Genomic DNA, 24,347 nt, shown 5'->3' on the forward strand with positions numbered 1-24,347 from the left:
AAGGTGCGAAATCCATGAAAAGAGTGCGTGAAATTTCGAATGAAAGGCTGAGCCAAGGTCGCGGCCAGCGGGGAAATGCGGCGCAGCGCGCGCCGCAAAAGGCGCTATGTCAGATCGCGGAAGTTGCCGAGCCGGTAGCCGCGTTCAGCAATGGCGTATTTCAGCGACAGCGAGGTCAGCACCTCCAGTTCGGTTAAACGCGGGTAGCAATAGCTGCTCTGGCGGATGGTGTTATCGACAAACGCCGGGTGACACATCATCTCCAGCGAATCCTCGCCGCGCGCGGCTGAGGCATCCAGCTCCTGTAAAAAGAGCGCGTCAGAAATCGCCTCGCCATAAAAGCCGCTGCTGAAACCCTCGGTACTGCGAAGCCCAGCCGGCAAATCGCTGGCGGGTAATCCTGCCGGGCGATCGAGGCGCAGCGGCAACCCGCGCACGGCGGCAAACTGCGCCACAATCGGCAAGATCTGCGGGATCATATGCACATGGTGATGGCTGTCCAGATGCGTCGGTTCGCGGCCAAAAAGCGCAACAAAGCGCTGGTACTGGCTCGCCAGTTCTTCGGCGATTTCTGCGTGCGGTAATGTATCGGCTTCGGCCATTTGCCAGATCCATTTTCCCAGTTCGCCCTGCCGGGCAAGGCCGGGCATAGGCGTTAACGGCTGGCCCAGCGTCAGTACAAAGTGCATACCTACCGCAAGAGCGGGCAGTTCACGGCTCAGCTGCGCCGCATGCTCAATCGCCGCGCCGTTGACCAGCGCGGTCGTGGACGTCACCACGCCGTGACGAAAGCTCTCGACAATGCCGTAGTTTTGCCCTTTGCTGAGACCAAAATCGTCCGCGTTAACAATCAATAAGCGTTCCATAGCCGTTCCTTAACGCGGTGACGCTTTCAGCTTGCCGATGCACTCAGCAAAGTTGGGCAGCCACTTTTCATGCGCCAGCAGCATTTCACGCGCCAGCAGTTCCGCATCATGATCCGAATGCACCAGCGGGCTGAGATTGAGCGCCAGCAGCACATCGTTAAATTCACCGCTCAGCGCCGCCTTGCTGGCGGCCACTTCGAAACCTTTAATGGTGTGAATCAGCCCAAGCACTTTTTCGTCAAACTGCGTCACGCGCGGATGGGGTGTCGCGCCGTTGCGCCCGAGAATGCAGGTCATCTCGACTGCCCAGTGCGCCGGGATATTTTCTACATGTCCGTGATGCGGGATGTTCACATAGTGTTCGGCCTGCTTATCGTTATAGATGGCGTTGATCACTTCGCAGGCGGCATCGGAGTAGTACGCGCCACCGCGCTGCTCCAGTTCCTTCGGCTTCTCTTTGAGCGCCGGATCTTTATAAAGCTCAAACAGTTGCTTCTCAACCTGCTGCACCACCTGCGCCCGCGCGCCGCCTTTGTAATATTCGCCCATCTCTATCGCCAGCATCTCTTTTTGCTTGAAGTAATAGAGCAGGTAAGAGCAGGGCAGCAGATTGAGCGCGCGGATTAACCCTTCGCTAAACGGCAGGTCGAAAATGTTCTTCACCGTCGAGGCTTTCAGCCTGCCGGACGCGACGCCGTCGAGCAGTTCGGCAAAGCGCGACGTGCCGTTGACCAGCACATCTTTGATAAACACCATATGGTTGAGGCCAAACAGATCGATCGCCAGTTCGTCGCTGTCGGCAAGGTTCAGCACATCGCGGATAAACATTTTCATGCCGATGGGAATATTGCAGACGCCAATAAAACGCTTAAAACCGGTATGGCGATAAACGGCTTCGGTGACCATTCCGGCCGGGTTGGTGAAATTGATAACCCACGCGTTCGGGCAAATCGCTTCCACATCTTTAATAATGTCGAAAATCACCGGAATGGTGCGCAGCCCTTTAAACAAACCGCCCGCGCCGTTGGTCTCCTGCCCCAGATAACCGTGGCTGAGCGGAATCCGCTCATCGAGTTCGCGCGCTTTCAACTGACCGACGCGCAGTTGTGTGGTGACAAAATCTGCGCCCTGCAATGCTTCCCTGCGGTTCAGCGTTTTATAGACTTTCAGCGGTACACCCGCTTTTTCCACCATGCGCTGGCAGAGCGCAAAAATAATATCCAGCTTCTCTTGCCCCTCTTCGACATCGACCAGCCATAATTCAGAAACCGGTAATTCATGGTAGCGCTTAATAAAACCTTCCAGTAATTCCGGGGTGTAGCTACTCCCGCCGCCAATGGTGACGACTTTTAATTTCTGGCTCATAAATTCTCCCTTGAATTCGGTCATGAATGACAGCGGGCAATGAAACGCGCCCGTCACCTTACTGATTGATTTCCGTTAATCGCTTGCGATAGTTATTGGGCGTAAATGAGGTCATTTTTTTGAAAGTTTTGATAAATAAGCTGGGGCTGCTGTAGCCAGCCTCCCAGGCAATATCCGTCACCGAATAGTTGGTCATTTCCAGCTGCTTTTTCGCAAAATCGATGCGGATTTCATTAATAATCTGCATCGGTGTTTTGCGGTAATAGCGGCGGGTGGCGCGGGTCAGATACTCCTGGGATTTGCCCGCCAGCTGGATCATATTTTCCAGCGCATTTTCGCCAAACTGCGTTTTATCGTGCATCGTTTCGACGGTGGTTTTCAGCCATTGCGGAACGTCATCCATGACCGGCTCTTCCCGGTAGTGGCGCAGCCGGTTAATCACGTAGAACGTGACGGCTTCGATAAACTCATCCAGCCCGTTTTCGCGGAAATTCAGCGAAGCGATGACCGTTTCGACATAGGCCATAAAGGCATTGCTGGTGCGATAGGCCTGCGAAGCGACAAAGCAGAAGGGCAGCAGCGCCAGATAGTGCTGTTCAAAGAACGGCTTGCTGATGCCGACATTCAGAATGCGCGTCGCGCCGAACGCGTAAAAACTTTGATGGTGCGAGCCGAGCGGGATAAACACAAAATCGCCGCGCTCCAGCAGCACACGTTTTCCGTTGATCACCTGGTAGTAACGGCCGGTGAGAACCAGTGTAAATTCATAGTAATCATGCTGATGCAGCCCGCTCGCGCTCTCGGTTTTGTTGTAGATAAACACATGGAAATTTTTACCGTTGAAGAGCTGCTGCTCGCGAACCGTTTTAATTCCCTGCGTGTTGATCTGTGGCTGCATGGTTAACTCCTTACGCGTTTTACATCGGGCGGTGGCTTAAGGATAAGCGCACTTACCTCAAGCCACCGCCCTGGCTTCAGAACTTCAGCGCCGCGGCGATATCTTCTTCGCTCTCTTCCTGATCAATCACGTTCTGCGCTTTGTTGGCGATCGGTGGAATAATGCCGCTGTAATAGGCCAGCAGGGTGATGGCGGCGAGGATCGGTTGCACCAGAATAAACGGGATAAACATCACCGGGTTCATGATAATCGGCAGGCCGAACAGAATCGGTTCGTTAATCTGGAACAGGCCGGAAGGCAGCGCCAGTTTCGCCACCTGGCGATAATCCGCCCGCCGGGAGGCGAAGAAGATGGCGATAATCAGCCCGAGCGTCGCGCCGCTGCCGCCCAGAAAAATGTACGAATCCAGCATCGGCTTGGCCCAGACATGGAACGTTTTGCCAGCGGCCAGCGCCGCATCAACGGAGCCGTACTGCTGATAAACGGCGATATTTTCCAGCGCCCACGGCGTCATAATGCCGCTGTCCAGCGCGGTCAGCGCCAGCGAACCGTGAATACCAAAGAACCACAGCAGCGGCACAAACAGCACGTACACCCAGCCGACAATACTGCCGAGCGAGGCCAGCGGCGTGGAGATGGTATCCATAATCAGCTGGTGGAAGTTGGTGCCGAAATGCGTCAGCGCCCAGGCGACAATGCCCATCAGCGACAGAATAATAAAGCCGGGGATCAGCGCGGAAAACGAACGCGCCACCGAAGCGGGCACGCTCTCCGGCAACGTAATCACCCAGTTGCGCCGCACAATAAAGGTAAACAATTCGGCGACTACCAGGCCAATAATCATCCCGGAAATAATATTCGCCCCGCCTAACCAGTTTGCGCCAACGGCATAAGCTTCGCCGACGCTATAAGGTGTGACGGTCATAAAAGCGGCAATGGATAATAACCCGGCGGCCAGCGCATCAACTTTGCGTTCTTCCGCCAGCGCCATACCAATAAAGAACGGCGCCATTAACGACATAATGCCCAGCGTGCCGTTATAGACGTTGCCGCCAATACCTTTTAAACCGTTGAGCGTTTCAATGGCCGAGGCATCCAGGCGGATGCCTAACGAATAGAAAAACGATCCTTCGCCAAAACTTAAAAATACGTTATTAATTAAAACAAACATCGCACCCGCGAGCGTTAATGGCATTAAACGAATAAAGCCATTTTTAATCGCATTAACGTGAGGCTGTTTTCCTAATTTAACCGCAAAAGGAAGAAGTATCTTTTCAAGTGAAGCAATCGCATTACTCATAGAAAAATACCCTTAAATACCGCAACAGGTTATTGCGGCGCAGTGTGAGGGAATAACTCAGTAATAAGAGACGTTAATTATTGGCGGCGGCCTGTTTAATGGCAGCGACGGCCGCTTTCAGCACGCCCAGACCATCAACTTTGCCGTACAGCAGCGAGTCAATCACTTCGACTGGTTTATTCGGCAGCAATTGTTGAATGTCCGCTAACTTCCACGCAATTTGCGGGCCGAGCAATACCACATCCGCCTGCGGCCCCTTTTCTGCGGCCAGAGACTCAGAAAATGCTTCAATAATGACCGGTACTTCATATTTTTCCGCCTGCGCACGCATCTTTGACACCAGCAGCGACGTTGACATACCCGCTGAACAAAACAGATAAATACGTTTTTTTTCCATTATGCGTCCCTCAATATGCGATTTTCTGTCGGCCAGATCCTATGCAGGCTGCGTTAGGGCTTCCTGCAATGGCTGCCCCGCGAAGCGGGAGAACTTTTTTCTGCGTCCGAAACAAGTATAAGGCACGCTTCCGGCTTAGGATATTTCTCAACTTGCCAAAATTGTCTGTGGTTGACCTGGCGCTATGTTCATCTTCACATTTTCGTAAATAGATCGTTAAAAATTGTGCTTTGGTGATGAGAGGGGCGGTGGCAGGAGAGGAAATGCCCCCAGGCCGGGGGCAGGCGTGCATCAGAAGTCGTAGCGCAGGCGCACGATATTCATGTCGCTCAGGTTGTCGCTGCTGGAGGTAAACACGTGTTCGTAATCGACACGGAAACCATAATCCAACTGGAAAGTCACACCGACGCCGTTATCAATACGCTGATAATCGCGACCAGTGGTGTATTGCAGACGGTCGCCCATCACGTACGGCTGAACATATTTAAGCGCGTACTGGCCCACCGGGATTTTATAACCGGCAAAGTATTCAATCCCCCACGCATCGCCCGCGAAGTAGTTTTGCACGTCGGATTTTTTGGTCAGCAGGAAGTTCTGATACCAGCCGCCGCCGAAGGAGAAGGTCCAGTTATCCGGCGTCCAGCTCAGCGCGGTACCGAGGATGTTCTGATCGTAGTTTTTGCTGTCGTCCGTTGATGGCAGGCGCATTTCCGCACGGGTGTAGTTCCACGCCGTACCCCATGTCAGGGTATCGGTCAGGTGATAATCGACACCCAGTGAACCGCCGCCTTTACGTTTGTAACGCGTGCCGTTGCCCGGCAGATAGTCGGAATCATTGAACAGGTAAGAGACATAAATATCCGCGTCGCCAACGGTTTTCTTATATTTGAGCATATTACGTGAGCGATAAGAGCCGTCGTAGTCGCCGTTGATACCGTTGCCCGGCGCCTGGGCCTTCATGTCGTAATCCCAGATATCAGTTTTCGCACCCACGACATCGTAATAAATACTGTTCTGCTGACCGTAGGTGAGCGTCCCCCAGGTTTTACTTTTCAGCCCGGTGTAGAGCATACGGCGGGTCGTATTTCGTGTGCCTTCGGCATAGTGATTATCCCAGTCAAAAAGTGCCGGAATGTTCACGCCGAGTTCGTAATAGTTAATCCAGCTAATATCATCAAACAGATAGTAGTCGGAGGAGAAACGAAAACGGGTACCGCCATCGTAGCCGTTACGTTTGTACGAGCCTTTGTCGCTGTTGCCCATCGCGTTATCGAACTGCGGGCGGATAGACCCCCCGACGGTAAAGTTCAGACGGCTCAGCGGGTCGTCGGCCTGTGGATCCTGTTTCAGCAGAGTAATTTCTGCCTGCGCTGCGAAAGACATCAATGCCACTGCTGCACCGATCGAGGCTGTCAGCATTTTTAATTTAGTATTCATTTATTTTTCCTCGGGAATGCTACTCACTATTAGCGCGGGCATAGTAATTTACGAATATGACAGTTCTGTTTCCAAAATTAGAGATTCGTGCGCTTAATTTATTTAAATGTATATAAACGTAACGTCTGGTTTCTGTTTTTTATATTTGTCTGAATACATGTCTGGCGGTAATTTTTCTCGCTTTAAAGAAAAAAAGCTCGTTTTGCTAATAATGATATGTGCCCATAATAAAGGCACAGATTGTTAAGCGTTTTGTTGCTGACAGAGAGTAAAACGTGCGGACAATAATGAGATCTGGTAGTACTAACGCGCTTGAAATATCTTACCGAACAGTCATGTTCGGTTTTTTTTTGCCTGAAATGTTTCGCGGTGGGGCGAGTGAAATAGTTATTCCGCAGCGATCTGTTAAATCTCCCAAATAAATATTTAGCCGCCGGAGAGCGGCGGCTAAAACTCAGCGGTTAAAGACGTTGCGGCCAATTTCAACGGCCTGTTGTAACGCCGCTTCCGCGCTGCCGAGATCCGGCAGCATCAGCGTGGCATTGGTCAGCACCGGCGCGCCGCAGTAATCAAAAATCCCGTGCGCGATTTGCGTGTTCCACGATTGCGCATAACCATGCTTTTCGAAGGTGCGGCGGTCGGCACCGCCCAGCGCCACAAGATGGATTGGCAAATGGCCGAGCTTTTTAATCACTTTACCTTCACCACTATCCGCATAGGCCCAGCCGTTACTAAAGACGCGATCGATCCAGCCCTTTAACAGCCCCGGCATTGTCCACCAGTAAATAGGAAACACCAGCACCAGTGCATCGGCGTTAGCGATACGCGCCTGTTCGGCGAGTACATCGGCGGGCAGCGGCGCGGTTTGATTGAAGGCGGCGACATCTGCTTCTGAAAAGCGCGGGTCAAACCCTTCTCGCGCCAGGTCGGCGATTTCCGCGCAGTGTTGCCCCTGCTGGCGAATACCTTCCGCGACTGCCTGCGCCAGAGCGTGCGTTAATGAACTCTCCAGCGGGTGCGATACCACGATCAAAGCGTGCATATGAAACCTCCTCGGTTGCCATCCGCGATGAACGGACGTAATCTTATATACCATTAGTAACCTACCAATAGTAAGTTACCTTTGGTATATAACCTTGTCAACGGAGAAAGAGGATGACCGCAACAGGCACACGGCAGCGACTCACGCGGGAAGCGCGTTTTACTCAACTGGTGGCGGTGGCCTGGCAAATCATTCGTGATGAAGGCACGGAAGCGCTGACGCTCAGCCATCTTGCTGAACTCGCCGGTGTCACCAAGCCCGTGGTTTACGACCATTTCACCAGCCGCTCTGGTCTGCTGGCGGCGCTGTATCGTGAATACGATCAGCGGCAGAACCAAAAAATGGATGATGCGCTGCGCACTACCAAAGCCGAACTGGCGCCACGGGCGACGGTGATCGCCACCGCCTATATCGAATGCGTACTGCTGCAAGGGCGTGAAATGCCCAGCGTACTGGCAGCGCTGGCGGGCACGCCGGAGCTGGAAAAAATCCGCCAGGAGTATGCCGCCGATTTCATTGAGAAGTGCCGCGCACTGTTCACGCCATTTTGCGTAAAACCGTTACGTGATGCTGCCTTGTGGGCCATGCTCGGCGCGGCGGAAGGGCTGTCATGGGCGGCGGTGCAGGGCGCCATCACCGAGGCGCAAGCCAAAGAGGAGCTGAAAGCGGTGATTATGGCGATGGTGCAGGCCAGCGTATAACGCGGATTTTTCGTCCTGGCGCGTTGCTTGCATTAACCCGGCATGACTTCCGGGGAGCACGCGCATGATTGCCAACTCATCAACCACCATCCGTTTTTTACTGGCATCACGCCAGTGTGAGCTGAACAGCCTGCGTTATCTGCTGCAACGCGGTGAACTGGTAGGCAAAATCAGCCAACTGGTGCATATGCTGCAACGCGAGCGCGGCACCTCGAATATGTTTCTTTGCGCGGCTGAAGGGCAGTTTGCCGATGAGCTATCCCAACGCGCGCGCGACGTTGCCGGGGCGCAGGCGCCGCTGCTGGCGCAACTCGACACGCTGGAGAGCCAGATTGCCGCCAGCCCGCAGGCCAGCCGCCTCTTCAGCCACGTTGCCAGCGTTATTTACGCGCTCAGCCTGCTGCCCGCGCTGCGCCAGCAAATCCGCCAGCGCAAACTGCCGCTGCCGCAGGCGATGAGCTTCTTTAACGACATCATTCGCCATTTGTTGTCGCTGGTGTTTGAACTCACTGATACCGCCGCCGAACCGGACATCTCCCGTGCGCTGATCGCCATGTTCAGCTTTATGCAGGGGAAAGAGTTTGCCGGGCAGGAGCGGGCCATTGCCGCTGCCGCCTTTGCCGCCGGGCAATTCAGCGAAGAAACCCGGCAAAAGCTGCTCGATCTGATTGAGCGACAGGAGCGCTGCTTCGCCACCTTTGCCGATTTTGCTGATGAGCCGCACCGGCTGCGCTGGCAGCAGATGCAGACCGACAGCCAGTTTGAGCGACTGCGGCGTATTGCCTGTACCGGGCGTGAAGGATTTGCGGCGGACAGCGGTTTGCGCTGGTTCGCGCTCGCCACGCAGCGCATTGATGCGATGAAAATCGAGGAAGATGCGCTGGCACAAACGCTGATGGCGCACTGCCGCGCGCGCATTGCCGCCGCTGAACAGGCCAGCCATCAGCAGCAGGCCGATATCGAAAGCCTGATGCCGCAGCCGGAAGAGGAGGAGAGCCGCTATTCGGTGTTTATCGACAATCACGGCTGGCTGGAGAGCGGCGGCGTGCGCCCACAGCTCGGGCGTTCACTGTTAACGCTGGTGCAGCAGCAGTCACGCCGCTTACAGGCGCTGGATACCGAACTGGCGGCGCTGCGGGAAACGCTCAACGAACGCAAACAGATTGAGCGCGCCAAAAGTCTGCTGATGCAGCATCGCCAGCTCAGCGAAGAAGAGGCCTATAAAACCCTGCGCAGCATGGCGATGAATCAGAACAAAAAGCTGGTGGAGATCGCCGGCGCGATGCTGGCGGTCGCGGATGTTTTTCCTCTACCCCCTAAGGAGTAGCTGCACATCCGGGGTGCGAAATGTGCTCTCCGGCAGTGCGAAAACGTGCCCGGCAAACGGGTGAATTTTGCGCAACGCGTGAAATTTCGCCTGTTGCAGCGTGATCACGCATTCTGGCACAGCCCTTGCTTTATCCATTGAGAAATTAATTAAGACGCACTATCGGCCAATGGCGGTCGGTGCTGCGTCAACCGGACAACGGCGTCCATAAGCGTGCAGCTTTGCACAGGCTTATGGACGCCGTTTTTTTTTTTGCATCCGCAACGGTGAGCAAGAGGGTGGCAATGAGCGATGGCAACAAAGGTATGACGGTTTCCCGTCGGCAGTTTTTACTGGGCAGCGCGGCGCTGGGCAGCAGCCTGCTATTGCCAGGGGTGATCAATCGCGCATGGGCCGCAGGCTCGGATGCGCCGGAACTGAGCGAAATCCGCGTCGGTTTTATCCCGCTGACGGATTGCGCCTCGGTGGTGATGGCCGCTGTTAAAGGCTTCGACAAAAAATATGGCATCACCATTGTGCCGAGCAAAGAAGCCAGTTGGGCCGCGGTGCGCGACAAGCTGGTTTCCGGCGAACTGAACGCGTCGCACATTCTCTACGGCCAGCTTTACGGCCTGCAAATGGGGCTTTCCGGGCCGCAAACCGAGATGGCGGCGCTGATGACCATCAACCAGAACGGGCAGGGGATCACGCTGGCGAACCAGTTGCACGAGGCGGGCGTTAATGACTTAGCCTCGCTGCAAAAACATATCGCCGCCAGCCCGGCAGGCACTTATACCTTTGCCCAGACCTTTCCCACCGGCACGCACGCCATGTGGCTCAACTACTGGCTGGCAAGCGCAGGCATCAACCCGCTCACTGACATTCGCAGCGTGGTGGTGCCGCCGCCGCAAATGGTGATGAACATGAAGATCGGCAACATGGTCGGCTACTGCGTGGGCGAACCGTGGAACCAACGCGCCATCAGCGATGGCATCGGCTTTACCGCCACCACCACGCAGGATATCTGGCCGGATCATCCGGAAAAAGTGCTCGGCACCCGCGCAGACTGGGTAGCCAAAAATCCCAACAGCGCCCGTGCGCTGACTGCCGCCATTCTTGAGGCTTCACGCTGGATTGACGCCTCCGACGATAACCGCCGCGAAACGGCGCGGGTCATCGCCGGGCGCGCTTACCTCAACACCAAAGAGGAAACCATTCTCGGGCGCATGCTCGGCCAGTACGAAAACGGCCTGGGCAAAAGCTGGAAAGATGAGCACGCGATGCGCTTCTTCCACGACGGCTCCGTCAACTATCCGTGGCTCTCCGACGGCATGTGGTTCCTCACCCAGCATAAACGCTGGGGGCTGCTTACCAGCGATCCGGATTACCTCGGCGTCGCCCGCAAGGTTAACCGCATCGACATCTACAAACAGGCTGCTGCGGCGGTCAGTAACGTCCCGCTGCCGGGCAGCGACATGCGCAGCAGTGTCCTGATCGATGGCATTCGCTGGGATGGCAGCAACCCTGCCGCCTATGCCAGCGGCTTTAGCGTAAAGAAATAGGAGGTCGCTTATGAAAAACCAGGCGCAGATTATCCCCCTTCCTCGCGAAGAGACGGCGCAGCCGCGTATGGCCGCCGAAATTGTGACGCTGCCCAGCAAACCCGTAGCGCGTCGTTCACCGCTGTTACGCCCGCTGATGGAGCGCGTACTGCCGGGGTTGCTCGGAATTGGCCTGCTGATCTGCCTGTGGCAGGTAGCGGCGCTCAACAGTAAAAACTTCCCCACGCCGTGGCAAACCTGGCAGGCGGCGCTGGAGATCTTTGCCGACCCGTTTTATATCGCCGGGCCGAACGATCAGGGCATTGGCTGGAACGTGCTGGCCTCGTTGCAGCGCGTGGCGGTCGGTTTTGGCCTCGCGGCGCTGGTCGGCATTCCGGCGGGCTTTTTGATTGGCCGCTTCCGGTTTGTCGCCAATATGCTCAACCCGCTGATCTCGCTGCTGCGCCCGGTCAGCCCGTTGGCCTGGCTGCCGATTGGTTTGCTGCTGTTTCAGCGCGCTGAACCGGCCTCCAGTTGGACGATTTTTATCTGCTCGATCTGGCCGATGATCCTCAACACCGCCGAAGGCGTGCGGCAGATCCCGCAGGATTACCTGAACGTGGCGCGGGTGCTGAAGCTTTCGGAATTCGCCATCATGCGCAAAATCCTGCTGCCCGCCGCGCTGCCCGGCATTCTCACCGGCATGCGCTTATCCATTGGCATTGCCTGGCTGGTGATTGTGGCGGCAGAAATGCTGACCGGCGGCATCGGTATCGGCTTCTGGATCTGGAATGAATGGAACAACCTCAATGTGCAAAACATCATTATCGCCATCGTGGTGATTGGCGTGATCGGCCTGCTGCTGGAGCAGGGGCTGATGTGGATTGCCAGCCGTTTTAACTACACCAGCCGCTAAGGAGGCCACGATGCGTACCCATCCGATTATTCAGGTTCAGCAGGTCAGCCAGCGTTTCAACACCCGCAGCGGCGAGTTTCTCGCGCTGGATAACGTCAGCTTTGATATCCACGCCGGTGAAACTCTAAGCCTGATTGGCCACTCCGGCTGCGGCAAATCAACGCTGTTAAACCTGATTGCCGGTCTGACGCGGCCAACCAGCGGCGGCTTGCTGTGCAATAACCGCGAAATCGATGGTCCAGGGCCGGAGCGCGGCGTGGTGTTTCAGAACCACTCGCTGCTGCCGTGGCTCACCACCTATGACAACGTGGCGCTGGCCGTTCGCCAGGTTTTTCGCGGCGAAATGAGCAAAGCAGAGATGCACGAGTGGATTATGCACAACCTCGATCTGGTGCAGATGAGCCACGCCTGGAACAAGCGCCCGCACGAAATCTCCGGTGGCATGAAGCAGCGCGTCGGCATTGCCCGCGCGCTGGCGATGAAACCCACCGTATTGCTGATGGACGAACCCTTTGGCGCGCTGGACGCCTTAACCCGCGCCCATTTGCAGGATGCAGTAATGGAGATCCAGCAGCGCCTGCGCACCACCATTGTGCTGATCACCCATGACGTTGACGAAGCGGTACTGCTCTCCGATCGGGTGATGATGATGACCAACGGCCCGGCGGCAACGATTGGCGAAATCATGGACGTGTCGCTGGAGCGTCCGCGTTCGCGCGTGGCGCTGGCCGACGACGCGCAGTATCAGCGCTATCGCCAGCAGGTTCTGCAATTTCTGTACGAGAAACAGCCGAAAGCGGCCTGATGTCTCTGTCACTTGTTCGATAAGGATCCAGATGATGAAAAAGCCGGTTTTAGCCGTCATTGGGCACGGCATGGTCAGCCACTATTTTTTGCAACAGCTGGTGGAACGCGAGCTGCACCAGCATTACGACATCGTGGTGTTCGGCGAAGAGCGTCTGCCCGCTTATGACCGCGTCCACCTCTCGGAATACTTCGCCGGGCGCAGCGCCGAATCGCTCTCGCTGGTCAGCGATGGTTTTTTTGCCGACAGCGGCATCACTCTGCGCAGCGGCTGCAAAATTGTCGCGATCGACCGCGAACGTCACTGTTTACGCGACGAACAGGGCACAGAAACGCATTACGACATACTGGTGCTCGCCACCGGTTCTTACGCCTTCGTGCCGCCGATCAGTGGCAATAACCGCCCTGGGTGCCTGGTTTACCGCACGCTTGACGATCTGGACGCTATCGCCGCGCAGGCGAAAAACGCCAAACGCGGCGTGGTGATCGGCGGCGGGTTGCTGGGGCTGGAAGCGGCCAACGCGCTGCGTCAGTTAGGGCTGGAAACCCACGTGGTGGAGTTTGCCCCGCGCCTGATGGCGGTACAGCTTGATGAAGGCGGCGCGATGATGCTGCAACGCAAAATTGAAGCCCTGGGCGTGCAGGTGCACACCCGCAAAGAGACGCGGGAAATCGTTGATGGCGAGCAGGCGCTGCATCGCCTCTGCTTTGCCGACGGTAGCTGGCTGGAGACCGATCTGCTGCTCTTTTCAGCCGGTATTCGCCCGCGCGATGAGCTGGCGGAAAGTGCGCAACTACAAAAAGGGTCGCGCGGCGGCATTGTGATTGATGACCAGTGCCGCACTTCCGACGCGGCGATTTTCGCCATTGGCGAGTGCGCATTGTGGAACGGGCAGATTTTCGGCCTTGTGGCGCCCGGTTACCAGATGGCGCGCAGCGTGGCGGACACACTGGCGGCGCACGATACGCCGTTTACCGGCGCGGACATGAGCACCAAACTGAAGCTGCTCGGCGTTGAAGTGGCGTCGCTCGGCGATGCACACGGTAAAACGGAAGGCTGCCAGAGCTATCAGTGGACCGATGGCCCGCGTGAAATCTACAAGAAAATCGTTGTCTCCGCCGACGGCAAACGGCTGCTCGGCGCAGTATTGATTGGCGACAGCGCCGATTACAGCATGCTGCTGCAAATGATGCTCAACGGCATGGCGCTGCCCGCGCAGCCGGAAACGCTGATTTTACCCGCCCGTTCCGGCGATGCGCCGAAAGGCCTCGGCGTGGCGGCGCTGGCGGCCAGCGCGCAAATCTGCTCCTGTCACAATGTCAGCAAAGGCGACATTGCTGCGGCGGTCGCTGGCGGCTGCAGCGAACTGGGGGCGATAAAAAGCTGCACCAAAGCCGGAACTGGCTGCGGCGGCTGCGTGCCGTTGCTGAAGCAGGTGATGGAGCATGAGCTGCAACAGCTTGGCGTGGAAGTGAAAAAAGATCTCTGCGAGCACTTTGCCTGGTCGCGCCAGGAGTTGTATCACCTGATCCGCCTGCATGAAATTCGCAGCTTCGATGAACTGATTAGCCGCTTCGGCAAAGGCCACGGTTGTGAAGTGTGCAAGCCACTGGTCGGCTCTTTGCTGGCTTCCTGCTGGAATGATTACCTGCTCAAACCGCAGCATCTACCGTTGCAGGATACCAACGACCGCTTCTTCGCCAATATCCAGAAAGATGGCACTTACTCAGTGGTACCGCGCATTCCGGCTGGCGAAATCACGCCGCAGGGTTTGATCGCCATTGGCGAAGTGGCGCAGCGCTACAACCTCTACACCAAAATTACCGGCGGCCAGCGGGTGGATCTGTTTGGCGCGCGGCTGGAGCAACTGCCTGCGATCTGGGAGAGGCTGATCGCCGCCGGGTTTGAAACCGGCCATGCTTACGGCAAATCCCTGCGCACGGTGAAATCCTGCGTCGGTTCTACCTGGTGCCGCTACGGCGTGCAGGACTCGACCGGCATGGCGATCACCCTGGAGAACCGCTACAAGGGGCTGCGCTCGCCGCACAAAATCAAAATGGCCGTTTCCGGTTGTACCCGCGAATGCGCCGAAGCGCAGGGCAAAGACATTGGCGTGATCGCCACCGATAAAGGCTGGAACCTCTATGTCTGCGGCAATGGCGGCATGAAGCCGCGCCATGCGGACTTGTTCGCCAGCGATCTCGACAGCGAAGCGCTGATCCGCACCATCGATCGCGTGTTGATGTTCTATATCCGCACCGCCGATCGCCTGCAGCGCACCAGCACCTGGCTCGACAATATGGAAGGCGGGCTTACGTACTTACAACAGGTGATCCTGCACGACAGCCTGGAGATTGGCGCGGAGCTGGAGCGTGAAATGCAGCAGGTGGTGGACGCTTACCAGTGCGAATGGAAAACCACGCTCGATAGCGCGGAAAACCGTCTGCTGTTCCGCGGCTTCCTCAACAGCGATCGCCCGGATGAAGCGGTGGTGATGGTGCCGGAGCGCGGGCAGATCCGCCCGGCCAGAAGCGAGGAAAAACCCGCGCAGGCGACAACGCTGCCGGGCGCCGAAGCCGAATGGGTGCATGTTGGCGCGGTGGCGGATATTCCGGCCAACAGCGGGGTTGCCGCGCGTCTGGGTCAGCAACAGATTGCGCTGTTCCATCTGCCCGCAAGCGAGGCGCAGATTTTCGCGCTGGACAATCGCGAACCGGGCAGCGAAGCCAATGTGCTGGCGCGCGGTCTGGTGGGCGATAAAGAGGGCGAACCGATCGTGATTTCGCCGCTCTACAAACAGCGTTTCCGACTGTGCGACGGCGTCAGCCTCGACGATGCCACGCTGCGGGTGCGCGTCTGGCCGGTCAACATTATCGACGGGCATATCTGGGTTCATCGCCAGCCGCTGGCAGAGAGCACTTTCCCGGCGATTGCCGAAGCGTCATAAGCCGCAACGGGGGCAAAAATGGATCTAAAAAGTGTATGCCCTTATTGCGGGGTAGGCTGCGGGCTGGTTATGAAAGTGGAAAACCAGCGCATTATCAACGTAGTAGGGGATAAAACGCACCCCACCAATCAGGGGCGTTTATGCACCAAAGGTAAAAGCTGTGCGCAGGCGATTACCGCAGCGGGCAGGCTGGATCGCGCATGGCTGCGCACTTCGCGCCAGCAGGAGTCGGTGCCGGTCGGCATCGACAGCGCCATCACGCAAACCGCACAACGGTTGCGCGCCATTATCGATAATCATGGCCCTGATGCGCTGGCGCTGTATGTGTCCGGGCAGATGTCGCTGGAAGCGCAGTATCTGGCGAACAAGCTGGCAAAGGGGTTTATCGGCACGCAACATATCGAGTCCAACTCGCGGCTGTGCATGGCCAGCGCCGCCAGCGGCTATAAGCTGTCGCTGGGGGCTGACGGGCCGCCGGGATCTTATGATGATTTCGATCGCGCCGATCTCTTTCTGGTGATCGGCGCAAACATGGCCGACTGCCACCCGATCCTGTTTCTGCGCATGATGGACAGAGTCAAAGCCGGGGCAAAGCTGATTGTCGTCGATCCCCGCCGCACCGCCACGGCGGAGAAAGCCTCGCTGTTTTTGCAGATCAAACCCGGCACCGACCTCGCTTTGCTGAACGGTTTGCTCGGGTTACTGGTGCAGAACGGCCAGATCGACGAGGCGTTTATTGAACATTGCACCGAAGGCTGGCAGGCGATGCCGGATTTCTTGCAGGACTATTTACCGCAGCAGGTGGCCGAACGTACCGGGCTGGCGGAGGCGGACATTCGCCAGGCGGCACAGTGGATTGGCGAAGCCACCGAGTGGATGAGTTGCTGGACGATGGGGCTGAACCAGAGCACCCACGGCACCTGGAGCACCAATGCGCTGTGCAATTTGCATCTGGCAACAGGGGCGATTTGCCGTCCCGGCAGCGGCCCGTTCTCGCTGACCGGGCAGCCAAACGCGATGGGCGGGCGCGAAGTGGGCTATATGGGCGCAGGATTGCCCGGCCAGCGCTCGCTGCTGGTGGAAAAAGACAGAGCCTTTGTCGAGCAACTCTGGCAGCGCCCACCGGGTTCATTGCGCAGCGATAGCGGCCACGGCACGGTGTCGATGTTCGATGAGATGCGCGCCGGGAAAATTAAAGCCTGCTGGATAATCTGCACTAACCCGGTCGCCACGGTCCCCAATCGCCAGCAGGTGATTGCCGCGCTACAGCAGGCGGAACTGGTGATCACCCAGGATGCGTTTCTCGATACCGAAACCAACCGCTATGCCGATATTTTGCTGCCGGGCGCGCTGTGGGCGGAAGCGGAAGGGGTGATGATCAACTCCGAACGCACCATGACGCTGATGCAGCAGGCGGTGTTGCCGCCGGGCGAGGCGCTGGCCGACTGGCAAATTATCGCCCGCGTGGCCTGCGAAATGGGCTATGCCGATGGCTTTACCTATGCCAGCGCCGCCGAAGTCTTCGACGAGATCCGCCAGTCGTATAACCCGGAAACCGGCTATGATATTCGCGGTGCCAGCCATGCGCGGCTGCGCGAGATGCCGTTGCAATGGCCGTGCCCGCCGGATGACACACAGCAACGCCACCCGATTCGTTATCTGCAGCACTGCGCCACGGCGCGGGTGCGTTTCGCCACCGCCAGCGGCAAGGCGCAATTCTTCGCCCGCCCGGATCTGGCACCCGTGGAGATGCCGGATGACGAATTTCCGCTGGTGCTGAATACCGGGCGCGTCCAGCACCAGTGGCATACCCTGACGAAAACCGGGAAGATCCCGATGCTCAATCAGCTTAACCCTGGTCCGTTTGTTGAAATCGCACCACAGGATGCCGAACGGCTCGGCATTCGAGAAAATGATCATGTGGATATTCGCTCCCGGCGCGGGCTGGCGACGCTACCTGCGGTGATCACCGATCGGGTCAGCCCCGGCACCTGTTTCGCGCCGTTTCACTGGAACGATCTGTTTGGCGACAGGCTGGCAATCAATGCGGTGACCAGCGACGCCATCGATCCCATTTCACTGCAACCGGAACTGAAACATGCCGCCGTCGCGATGACGCGCAGCGCGCAGCAGCCGGTGATGAGCGAAAAAAACGCCGTAACCGCGCAAGCCACGCCGGGCGTGCTGCTGGTGCTGTGGGCGTCAATGACCGGCAATGCGCAGGCCTTTGCCCGCCGCTGCGCCGGGCATTTTCTCGATGCCGGGCAGGCGGTAAAACTGCGGGGAATGGAGAGCGTCGGCGTGGCCGATATTGCCGCCGCCTCGCACGTATTACTGGTTGCCAGTACCTTCGGCGATGGCGATCCGCCGGACAATGGCGCGGCGCTGTGGGCCGCGCTGGAAAGCGACAGCGCGCCTGAACTTACCGGTATCGCCTTTTCCGTGCTGGCCTTTGGCGACACCAGCTACGATCGGTTTTGCGGCTTTGGCCGCAAGCTTGATGCCCGTCTGGCAGCGCTGGGCGCTCAGCGGCTGGTGGCGCGCCATGAATGCGATGCTGGCGATAATGTGCCAGCGCAGCAGTGGCTGAATGCGGTGCAGCGCGCGCTGCTCGGTGAGGTCATCGCGGAAACCGGCGAAACGCAACCAAAGCCTAGCTTTAGCCGCCATCAGCCGTTAACTGTTCCGCTGGTAGTCAATCAGCGGCTGAACGCGTCGGTGGCGCAAAAAGAGATCCGCCAGGTGGTTTTTGATCTGCAAGGCAGCGGCATGCATTACGAGGCGGGCGATGCGCTCGGCGTCTGGCCGATCAACTGCCCGCAGCAGGTTGATCAGATACTGCGTCTGCTGGAACTGGATGCACAAACGCCGGTACAACTGAGTGATAAAGGTGAAATGACGTTACGTGAAGCGCTGACCAACGAGATGGATATCACGCGCATTACTCCGGAAATCATGCGGTTTGTCTGTGAACAGACCGGCAACGCGGCGCTAAAAACGCGGCTCGACAACACCGGGGAATTATCGCAGTGGCTGTGGGGACGCCAGCTTAGCGATCTGCTGCAGATGTCCCCGGTTCGCGCGTCGGCGCAGGCGTGGTTGTCGGTGCTGCGCCGTTTACAGCCGCGCTTCTACTCCATTTCTTCCAGCCCAAAGGTTTCGCCGCAGCAGGTAGCGCTGACGGTCGCGACGGTGCGTTATGGTGAAGGGAATCAGCGCGGTGGCGTCTGCTCAACGTTTCTCGCCGACCGGGCGACCAGCGCGGCAGTATTTATTCACTCGTCGCCGCACTTCCGTCTGCCCGCCAACCCGCAAACGCCGGTGATTATGGTTGGCGCGGGCACCGGTATCGCGCCGTTTCGCGGCTTCTTACAGGAACGGCAGGCCACCGCTGCGCCGGGCCGCAACTGGTTATTCTTTGGCGAGCAGCATGCGGCAACGGATTTCTGGTATCAGGAGGAGCTGGAAGCCTGGCAGCGCGACGGCATTCTGCACCGCCTGAGCACGGCGTTTTCCCGCGATCAGGCGGAAAAAATCTACGTGCAGCATCGCATGGTGGAAGAGGGGGCTGAGCTGTGGCGCTGGCTGTGCGACGGTGCCTGTTTTTATGTCTGCGGCGATGCCAGCCAGATGGCGAAAGATGTCGACGCGGCGTTAAAGCAGGTGGTGCAAACCTTTGGCGGCATGCGCGCCGATGAGGCCAGCGACTGGGTGGCGGCACTGGCGCGCGAGAAACGCTACCTGCGGGATGTCTATTAGTGGTTTACGGCGGCGGCTTATCATCACCAGCAGTCTGGCAAAGCTCTGTGGAACCCGGCAACCGCAGGGCGATGCTGGCTTATGCATCAACCGGTAGCGAAGGGCGGCAGGTGACCATCATCCGGCGCAGAAAATCGATATCGCGCGTTTGTTCCAGATCCGCTAATTGCTGGTAAAGCGCCTGCGCATCGGGCAGATACGCGCAGCAATCGAGGAATTTCGTCTGCCGTTCCGCCTCGCTGAACGGCTCCTCCAGCACGCCTTTTGCCTGCCAGCGCGAGTGGCGAAGCGTGCGGCCATCTTTAAGCGTTACCGTCAGCGTATGCGGCAGTGCGGCGTTTTCATTTTCCTGCTCTGCTGTCCAGTGGCTCATGGTAATACGCGCCAGTTTCTGCGCATCGCTCTGCGCAGCAACGGCCTGCGGCGTGAAATCCGAAACGCTGAGCGCCCCTTTTTCCAGCATCACCGCCACGCAGTAAGGCATGGAAAACCGCGCCTGCATTTCGTCAGCGGGTTGCGGGTACGCCAGGTTGCGCCAGTTGGCAATGCCCACCTGGCAGTGCACCTGTTCAACTTCATCGGTATGGAAGAGCTGTTGCGCCTGCAAATCGGCAATCGCATCCAGAATGCGGTGCGTCGAGCCGCAACAGGGGTGTTTTTTCGGCATGACGCCGATGCGCTCAATCACATGCTGTCGGTCGTTAAGCCAGCCCGGCTGGCTCAGCGTTCCGGCATAGAGTTCGGCAAAACCCTGCGGGCATTCAAAAATATCCAGCCTGCCGTGCATCCCCGTGCGGGCAAGGGTTGCAGCTTCAACGGCGTTACGCGCGGCCATACCAGCATGAAACGGTTTGAGCGGCGTGCCGAACTGGCCTTTTACGCCGCTGGCCATGCTGACCGCTATGCTCAGCGTGCGGGCAATGCCTGGCGCATCTTGCCCCATCAGCGCTGCCACGCCTGCGGCGCTACCGATGCAGCCAATGGTCGATGTGCCGTGCCATCCGGCGGTGTAATGGCCGTAACCGGTCGCTTCACCAATAAACGCCTGCGCCTGCAAACCCACCAGATAAGCGGCAATCAGCTCCGCGCCGCTGCTGTTCTGCGCCAGTGCCACCGGTAATAGAGCCGGGAGCAGTACGGCGGAAGCGTGGCTCATGCCCGGCGTAAAATTATCGTCATAGTCGATGGCGTGCGCAGCGGTAGCGTTCACCAGCGCCGCCTGTGCGGCACTGCGCGGCGAATCGTGCCACGCCTCGCTTACCGCGCGGGTGGAAAAGTCATTCTGCCCGGCGACCATGCAGGCCAGCGTATCGGTAATGGCTTCGCGCGCCAGCGTTTTTGCCCGCTCGCTAAAGGGCTGCGGTGCGGCGCACCAGCGCACCAGCGTTTCGATCAGTGTCATGATGCCAACTCCTTCCGACGCCAGATGGCGCTTATGCTTCACTCGCCGCGAGAAACTCACGGGTATAGGTTTCTTGCGCGTCGCCCTTTCGTAAACGCGCCGCACTAATCTCTTCCAGCAATTTCCCCTGATACATCACGCCAATGCGTTCGCAAAGGTGGGTAACCACCGCCAAATCGTGGGTGACCAAAAGGTAGGTCAGGTTGCGCTGCTGGCGCATGCGGCTGAGTAAGTTGAGGATCTCCGCCTGGACAGAAACATCCAGCGCGGAAGTAGGCTCATCAAGCAGCAGAACCGACGGTTCGAGGATCAACGCGCGGGCAATCGCCACGCGCTGGCGCTGGCCGCCGGAGAGCTGGTGCGGATAGCGGTAGCGAAAAGCGTCAGAGAGGCCGACTGCATGCAGCACCTCGCTGATCCGCGCTTCGTGCCGATCCATATCGTGCAGTTTTAGCGGCTCGCGCAGGCTGGCCCACACCATTTTTCGCGGGTGCAGCGAGGCATACGGATCCTGAAAAACCATCTGCACCTGACGGTAAAAGGCTTTATCGCGGTGCGGCTGTTGTTCACGGTTATTAAACAAAATATGGCCGTGATAGTCCGGGTTCAGCCCGGCCAGCGCCCGCAGAATGGTGGATTTTCCACAGCCGGATTCTCCAATCAGGCCGTAACTTTCACCGCGCGCCAGAATCAGGCTGACATCGTTCACCACCTGGCGGCGCTGGTTGCCCTGACCAAAAGCGATGGCGAGATTGACCATTTCAACGGCGCGTTCGGTTGTCGGGATCGGGTTCATTGGGCTACTCCATTGCGGTAACTGGGGCCGTAGAGCCAGGCGGGATCGCGCGTCGGCACGCGCAGCGTTTCTACCGGTTCGCGCAGCCGGGGCTGGCTGGCGAGCAGCGCCTGAGTATAGGGATGACAGGCCTGGTCAAGTTCGCTGGCACGGATCTCTTCGACAATGCGCCCGGCGTACATCACCAGCACCCGGTCGCAGAAACGCGACACCAGGTTTAAATCATGAGTGATAAACAGCAGCCCGGTCTGGCGGCGTTGCAGTTGCTCATCAAGAATGCTGAGCACCTGGCGGCGCACCGTGACATCCAGCGCCGAGGTTGGTTCGTCGGCGATGATCAGATCCGGTTCCGGGATCAACATCATGGCGATCATCACCCGCTGCCCCATACCGCCAGAGATTTCGTGCGGGTAGAGGCGGGCGACTTTCGCCACCTCGCGAATATGCACCGACTCTAGCATCTCCAGCGCGCGGGCGTGGGCTTCTTCTTTGCTGACGCGACGGTGTAAACGCCAGGCTTCCGCCACCTGATCGCCAATGCGCATTAACGGATTCAGCGAAAAGCGCGGGTCTTGCAGGATCATCGAAATGCGGTTGCCGCGAATAGTGCGCATTTGCCGTTCGCTGGCGTTCAGCAGATCGAACTCACCGAAACGCATTTTAGCGGCCCGCACCTGGCCGATTTTCGGCGTCAGCTTCAGCAGGGCACGGCAGGTCTGTGATTTCCCTGAACCGGATTCGCCGACAATCGCGACCTTTTCCCGCCCTACCTGAAAGCTCACGTCGCGCACCGCGAGGTTATCTTCGTGCGCCCCTTTAAACAGGATGCTCAGGTTTTCTACTTCCAGCAGTGGATTATTCATGGCGGATATCCATTACATCGCGCAGGCCATCGCCGAGCAGGTTAAAGGCCAGGCTGGTAAACAAAATCGCTAAACCGGGAATGGCGGCAATCCAGCCATTGTTCAGCATAAATTCGCGCCCGGAGGCCAGCATCGCACCCCATTCCGGGCTGGGTGCTTGCGCACCAAGGCCAAGAAAGCCAAGCCCGGCGGCGGTGAGAATAATCGCCGCCATATTGAGCGTGACGCGCACTACCACCGACGGCAGGCACATTGGCATCACGTGGCGCAAAATGATGTGCCACGCCGATGCGCCCTGTAAGCGCACCGCGGCGATGTAATCCATCTTGCGGATAGCCAGCGTTTCAGCGCGTGCCAGGCGGGCAATCGGCGGCCAGGCGGAGAGGGAAATGGCGATAATCGCATTCTCAATGCCGGGGCCGAGGGCAGCGACAAACGCCAGTGCGAGGATCAGACTGGGGAAGGCAAGAAAGATATCCACCAGCCGCATCAGCAGCGTATCGACGCGCCCGCCGAGATAGCCCGCCGTGGCGCCAATCACCAGCCCGAGCGGGGTGATAATCAGCGCCGTCAACCCGGTGATATAGAGCGTGATGCGCGCGCCATAAAGCAGGCGGCTGAAGATGTCGCGCCCCAGTTCATCGGTGCCGAGCCAGTGCTCCGCACTCGGGGGCTGCAGGCGCAGCGCCAGGTTTTGCGCGTAGATATCGTGGTTTGCCAGCCACGGCGCAAACAGCGCGGCGGCAACAATGATCAGCAGCACCAGCAGGCCAAACAGCGCGGAGTGGTTGGCGCAAAAACGTCGCCACTGGATCCAGCTAAGCTGCACTCTGGCTTGCAACGGGGTTTGCGGCGCCGGATCGCGCAGCCACGCGCGCAGCCCCTGGTGCGGATGGGCGCGCAGGTATTTGGTCGAATCGGTCATTGCTCCTCCCGTCGCGTGCGCGGATCGAAGATGCGGTACAGCAGATCGCACAACAGGTTAAGGGCGACAAAAATCGCGCCGGTCAGCAGAGTGCAGCCGACCACGGCATTCATATCGCCCGCCAGCAGAGCGTTGGTCAGGTAGCGGCCAAAACCGGGCCAGGCGAAGACGGTTTCCGTCAATACCGCCCCTTCCAGCAGCCACGCCCAGGAGAGCGCCACCACGGTCAGCACCGGCACGGCAATATTGCGAAACGCGTGTACCCAGACGCAGCGCGCCCAGGACAAACCTTTGACGCGGGCAGTGATGATGTACTCCTGGGAAAGCTGCTCGATCATAAAACTGCGGGTCATGCGGCTGATATACGCCAGCGCGCTCAGCCCGAGGATCGAGGCGGGCAGAATGATGTGGCTGAAGACGTTTTTGAATACCGCCCAGTTGCCGCTCAGGGCGCTATCCAGCAGCCAGAATCCGGTGACCGGGTGTAGCTCGAATTCGTAGATAAAGTCGATGCGCCCCGGACCACCGATCCAGCCAAGGGTGGCGTAAAACAGCAGCAGCCCCATTAACCCCAGCCAGAAGTGCGGCGTGGAGTAACTCAGCAAACCGACAAAACGGATCAGGTGATCAAACCACGAGTTGCGATACATTGCGGCGAAAACCCCGGCGGGAATGCCGAGGCCGACGCCAATTATCGCCGCCACCGTGGCCAGTTCCAGCGTTGCCGGAAAGACGCGGGCGATATCCTGCGCCACAGGCTGGCTGGTGGTCAGCGCGGTGCCGAAATCCAGGTGCAGCAACTGCCAGACATAATCGACAAACTGTTTCCACAGCGGCTGATTCAGCCCGAGTTGCGCATACATCTTCTCGTAGGCTTCGTGGCTGGCGTTATCGCCAATCACCGCCACTACCGGGTCGATAGGCAGCAGCCGACCGATAAAGAAGGTCAGCGCCGCCAGCCCCAGCAGCGTACAGCAGATGGAAAGGGCTCCCCGGAAGATACGGCCTGTCAGGCGCATCCACGGCGGCGGAGCGTTATCGGTTGTGGTCGGTGCAATAACCTGAGACATCAGCAACCTCC

Annotated in this window: 19 protein-coding genes; 7 read left to right on the forward strand and 12 right to left on the reverse strand. The window is 58.1% G+C overall.

Annotated features, from left to right (window positions below):
• Window positions 1-104: 104 nt before the first annotated feature.
• The 7 genes from chbG to CWM66_RS21760 form a co-directional block, all read right to left on the reverse strand.
• Window positions 105-866 carry a chitin disaccharide deacetylase gene (gene chbG / locus CWM66_RS21730; protein ID WP_072439098.1) on the reverse strand — a complete coding sequence of 254 codons (762 nt, stop codon included), beginning with the start codon at window positions 864-866 and terminating at the stop codon, window positions 105-107.
• 9 nt (window positions 867-875) lie between these two features.
• Window positions 876-2,231 (reverse strand): 6-phospho-beta-glucosidase, encoded by a 1,356-nt coding sequence (locus CWM66_RS21735; protein ID WP_072439100.1) that lies wholly within the window; start codon window positions 2,229-2,231, stop codon window positions 876-878.
• Window positions 2,232-2,289: 58 nt separating this feature from the next.
• The gene (gene chbR, locus CWM66_RS21740) at window positions 2,290-3,129 is read right to left on the reverse strand and encodes a transcriptional regulator ChbR (protein ID WP_107147282.1); all 840 of its coding nucleotides are present in this window, start codon (window positions 3,127-3,129) and stop codon (window positions 2,290-2,292) included.
• 76 nt (window positions 3,130-3,205) lie between these two features.
• Complete coding sequence (gene chbC / locus CWM66_RS21745; RefSeq protein WP_107147283.1) at window positions 3,206-4,429, reverse strand: PTS N,N'-diacetylchitobiose transporter subunit IIC; 1,224 nt, start codon at window positions 4,427-4,429, stop codon at window positions 3,206-3,208.
• A 73-nt stretch (window positions 4,430-4,502) separates the two neighbouring features.
• A complete protein-coding gene (locus CWM66_RS21750; protein ID WP_007370480.1) occupies window positions 4,503-4,826 on the reverse strand; it encodes a PTS sugar transporter subunit IIB in 324 nt (107 codons plus the stop codon).
• A gap of 291 nt (window positions 4,827-5,117) precedes the next feature.
• Entirely contained in the window at window positions 5,118-6,263 is a 1,146-nt protein-coding gene (locus CWM66_RS21755) for a porin (RefSeq protein ID WP_007370481.1), read from the reverse strand.
• A 454-nt stretch (window positions 6,264-6,717) separates the two neighbouring features.
• The gene (locus CWM66_RS21760; RefSeq protein WP_107147284.1) at window positions 6,718-7,305 is read right to left on the reverse strand and encodes an NAD(P)H-dependent oxidoreductase; all 588 of its coding nucleotides are present in this window, start codon (window positions 7,303-7,305) and stop codon (window positions 6,718-6,720) included.
• Window positions 7,306-7,418: 113 nt separating this feature from the next.
• On the opposite strand from CWM66_RS21760, the gene CWM66_RS21765 reads away from it, so the two are divergent.
• From CWM66_RS21765 to CWM66_RS21795, 7 genes are all read left to right on the forward strand, one after another.
• Window positions 7,419-8,006, forward strand: coding sequence for a TetR/AcrR family transcriptional regulator (locus CWM66_RS21765; protein WP_090398564.1), 588 nt, complete (start codon window positions 7,419-7,421; stop codon window positions 8,004-8,006).
• Window positions 8,007-8,070: 64 nt separating this feature from the next.
• Entirely contained in the window at window positions 8,071-9,333 is a 1,263-nt protein-coding gene (locus CWM66_RS21770) for a nitrate regulatory protein (protein ID WP_007370485.1), read from the forward strand.
• A 284-nt stretch (window positions 9,334-9,617) separates the two neighbouring features.
• Window positions 9,618-10,874, forward strand: coding sequence for a CmpA/NrtA family ABC transporter substrate-binding protein (locus CWM66_RS21775; RefSeq protein WP_035890193.1), 1,257 nt, complete (start codon window positions 9,618-9,620; stop codon window positions 10,872-10,874).
• Between the two features lie 10 nt (window positions 10,875-10,884).
• Window positions 10,885-11,769, forward strand: a complete 885-nt coding sequence (ntrB, locus tag CWM66_RS21780) for a nitrate ABC transporter permease (RefSeq protein WP_007370488.1) — start codon at window positions 10,885-10,887, stop codon at window positions 11,767-11,769.
• Window positions 11,770-11,779: 10 nt separating this feature from the next.
• Window positions 11,780-12,574: an ABC transporter ATP-binding protein gene (locus tag CWM66_RS21785; RefSeq protein ID WP_107147285.1), complete on the forward strand. Its 795-nt coding sequence runs from the start codon at window positions 11,780-11,782 to the stop codon at window positions 12,572-12,574.
• Window positions 12,575-12,608: 34 nt separating this feature from the next.
• The gene (gene nirB / locus CWM66_RS21790; RefSeq protein ID WP_107147286.1) at window positions 12,609-15,521 is read left to right on the forward strand and encodes a nitrite reductase large subunit NirB; all 2,913 of its coding nucleotides are present in this window, start codon (window positions 12,609-12,611) and stop codon (window positions 15,519-15,521) included.
• An 18-nt stretch (window positions 15,522-15,539) separates the two neighbouring features.
• A complete protein-coding gene (locus CWM66_RS21795) occupies window positions 15,540-19,280 on the forward strand; it encodes a bifunctional nitrate reductase/sulfite reductase flavoprotein subunit alpha (RefSeq protein WP_107147287.1) in 3,741 nt (1,246 codons plus the stop codon).
• 79 nt (window positions 19,281-19,359) lie between these two features.
• Here CWM66_RS21795 and CWM66_RS21800 read toward each other — a convergent pair whose 3' ends face one another.
• The 5 genes from CWM66_RS21800 to CWM66_RS21820 are packed head-to-tail and all read right to left on the reverse strand — an operon-like array spanning window position 19,360 to window position 24,336.
• Window positions 19,360-20,682, reverse strand: a complete 1,323-nt coding sequence (locus CWM66_RS21800) for an MmgE/PrpD family protein (RefSeq protein WP_107147288.1) — start codon at window positions 20,680-20,682, stop codon at window positions 19,360-19,362.
• Window positions 20,683-20,713: 31 nt separating this feature from the next.
• Window positions 20,714-21,478: an ABC transporter ATP-binding protein gene (locus tag CWM66_RS21805; RefSeq protein WP_107147289.1), complete on the reverse strand. Its 765-nt coding sequence runs from the start codon at window positions 21,476-21,478 to the stop codon at window positions 20,714-20,716.
• Window positions 21,475-22,341: an ABC transporter ATP-binding protein gene (locus CWM66_RS21810; RefSeq protein ID WP_107147290.1), complete on the reverse strand. Its 867-nt coding sequence runs from the start codon at window positions 22,339-22,341 to the stop codon at window positions 21,475-21,477. The genes CWM66_RS21805 and CWM66_RS21810 overlap by 4 nt, the downstream gene beginning before the upstream one ends.
• Complete coding sequence (locus CWM66_RS21815; RefSeq protein ID WP_107147291.1) at window positions 22,334-23,266, reverse strand: ABC transporter permease; 933 nt, start codon at window positions 23,264-23,266, stop codon at window positions 22,334-22,336. The genes CWM66_RS21810 and CWM66_RS21815 overlap by 8 nt, the downstream gene beginning before the upstream one ends.
• Window positions 23,263-24,336 (reverse strand): ABC transporter permease, encoded by a 1,074-nt coding sequence (locus tag CWM66_RS21820; protein ID WP_071921301.1) that lies wholly within the window; start codon window positions 24,334-24,336, stop codon window positions 23,263-23,265. Before CWM66_RS21820 ends, CWM66_RS21815 begins: the two co-directional genes overlap by 4 nt.
• Between the last annotated feature and the right edge of the window lie 11 nt (window positions 24,337-24,347).

Source organism: Kosakonia sp. H7A (genome assembly GCF_003028445.1).
GTDB classification, from domain to species: domain Bacteria; phylum Pseudomonadota; class Gammaproteobacteria; order Enterobacterales; family Enterobacteriaceae; genus Kosakonia; species Kosakonia radicincitans.

Bases quoted from the DNA above. Each gene is read 5' to 3' on its own strand.
- chbG (WP_072439098.1), bottom strand. From the start codon at position 866: ATGGAACGCTTATTGATTGTTAACGCGGACGATTTTGGTCTCAGCAAA.
- CWM66_RS21760 (WP_107147284.1), bottom strand. From the start codon at position 7,305: ATGCACGCTTTGATCGTGGTATCGCACCCGCTGGAGAGTTCATTAACG.
- CWM66_RS21765 (WP_090398564.1), top strand. From the start codon at position 7,419: ATGACCGCAACAGGCACACGGCAGCGACTCACGCGGGAAGCGCGTTTT.
- CWM66_RS21775 (WP_035890193.1), top strand. From the start codon at position 9,618: ATGAGCGATGGCAACAAAGGTATGACGGTTTCCCGTCGGCAGTTTTTA.
- CWM66_RS21810 (WP_107147290.1), bottom strand. From the start codon at position 22,341: ATGAATAATCCACTGCTGGAAGTAGAAAACCTGAGCATCCTGTTTAAA.
- CWM66_RS21795 (WP_107147287.1), top strand. From the start codon at position 15,540: ATGGATCTAAAAAGTGTATGCCCTTATTGCGGGGTAGGCTGCGGGCTG.
- chbR (WP_107147282.1), bottom strand. From the start codon at position 3,129: ATGCAGCCACAGATCAACACGCAGGGAATTAAAACGGTTCGCGAGCAG.
- CWM66_RS21805 (WP_107147289.1), bottom strand. From the start codon at position 21,478: ATGAACCCGATCCCGACAACCGAACGCGCCGTTGAAATGGTCAATCTC.
- nirB (WP_107147286.1), top strand. From the start codon at position 12,609: ATGAAAAAGCCGGTTTTAGCCGTCATTGGGCACGGCATGGTCAGCCAC.
- CWM66_RS21750 (WP_007370480.1), bottom strand. From the start codon at position 4,826: ATGGAAAAAAAACGTATTTATCTGTTTTGTTCAGCGGGTATGTCAACG.
- CWM66_RS21785 (WP_107147285.1), top strand. From the start codon at position 11,780: ATGCGTACCCATCCGATTATTCAGGTTCAGCAGGTCAGCCAGCGTTTC.
- CWM66_RS21735 (WP_072439100.1), bottom strand. From the start codon at position 2,231: ATGAGCCAGAAATTAAAAGTCGTCACCATTGGCGGCGGGAGTAGCTAC.
- CWM66_RS21770 (WP_007370485.1), top strand. From the start codon at position 8,071: ATGATTGCCAACTCATCAACCACCATCCGTTTTTTACTGGCATCACGC.
- CWM66_RS21820 (WP_071921301.1), bottom strand. From the start codon at position 24,336: ATGTCTCAGGTTATTGCACCGACCACAACCGATAACGCTCCGCCGCCG.
- chbC (WP_107147283.1), bottom strand. From the start codon at position 4,429: ATGAGTAATGCGATTGCTTCACTTGAAAAGATACTTCTTCCTTTTGCG.
- CWM66_RS21800 (WP_107147288.1), bottom strand. From the start codon at position 20,682: ATGACACTGATCGAAACGCTGGTGCGCTGGTGCGCCGCACCGCAGCCC.
- ntrB (WP_007370488.1), top strand. From the start codon at position 10,885: ATGAAAAACCAGGCGCAGATTATCCCCCTTCCTCGCGAAGAGACGGCG.
- CWM66_RS21755 (WP_007370481.1), bottom strand. From the start codon at position 6,263: ATGAATACTAAATTAAAAATGCTGACAGCCTCGATCGGTGCAGCAGTG.
- CWM66_RS21815 (WP_107147291.1), bottom strand. From the start codon at position 23,266: ATGACCGATTCGACCAAATACCTGCGCGCCCATCCGCACCAGGGGCTG.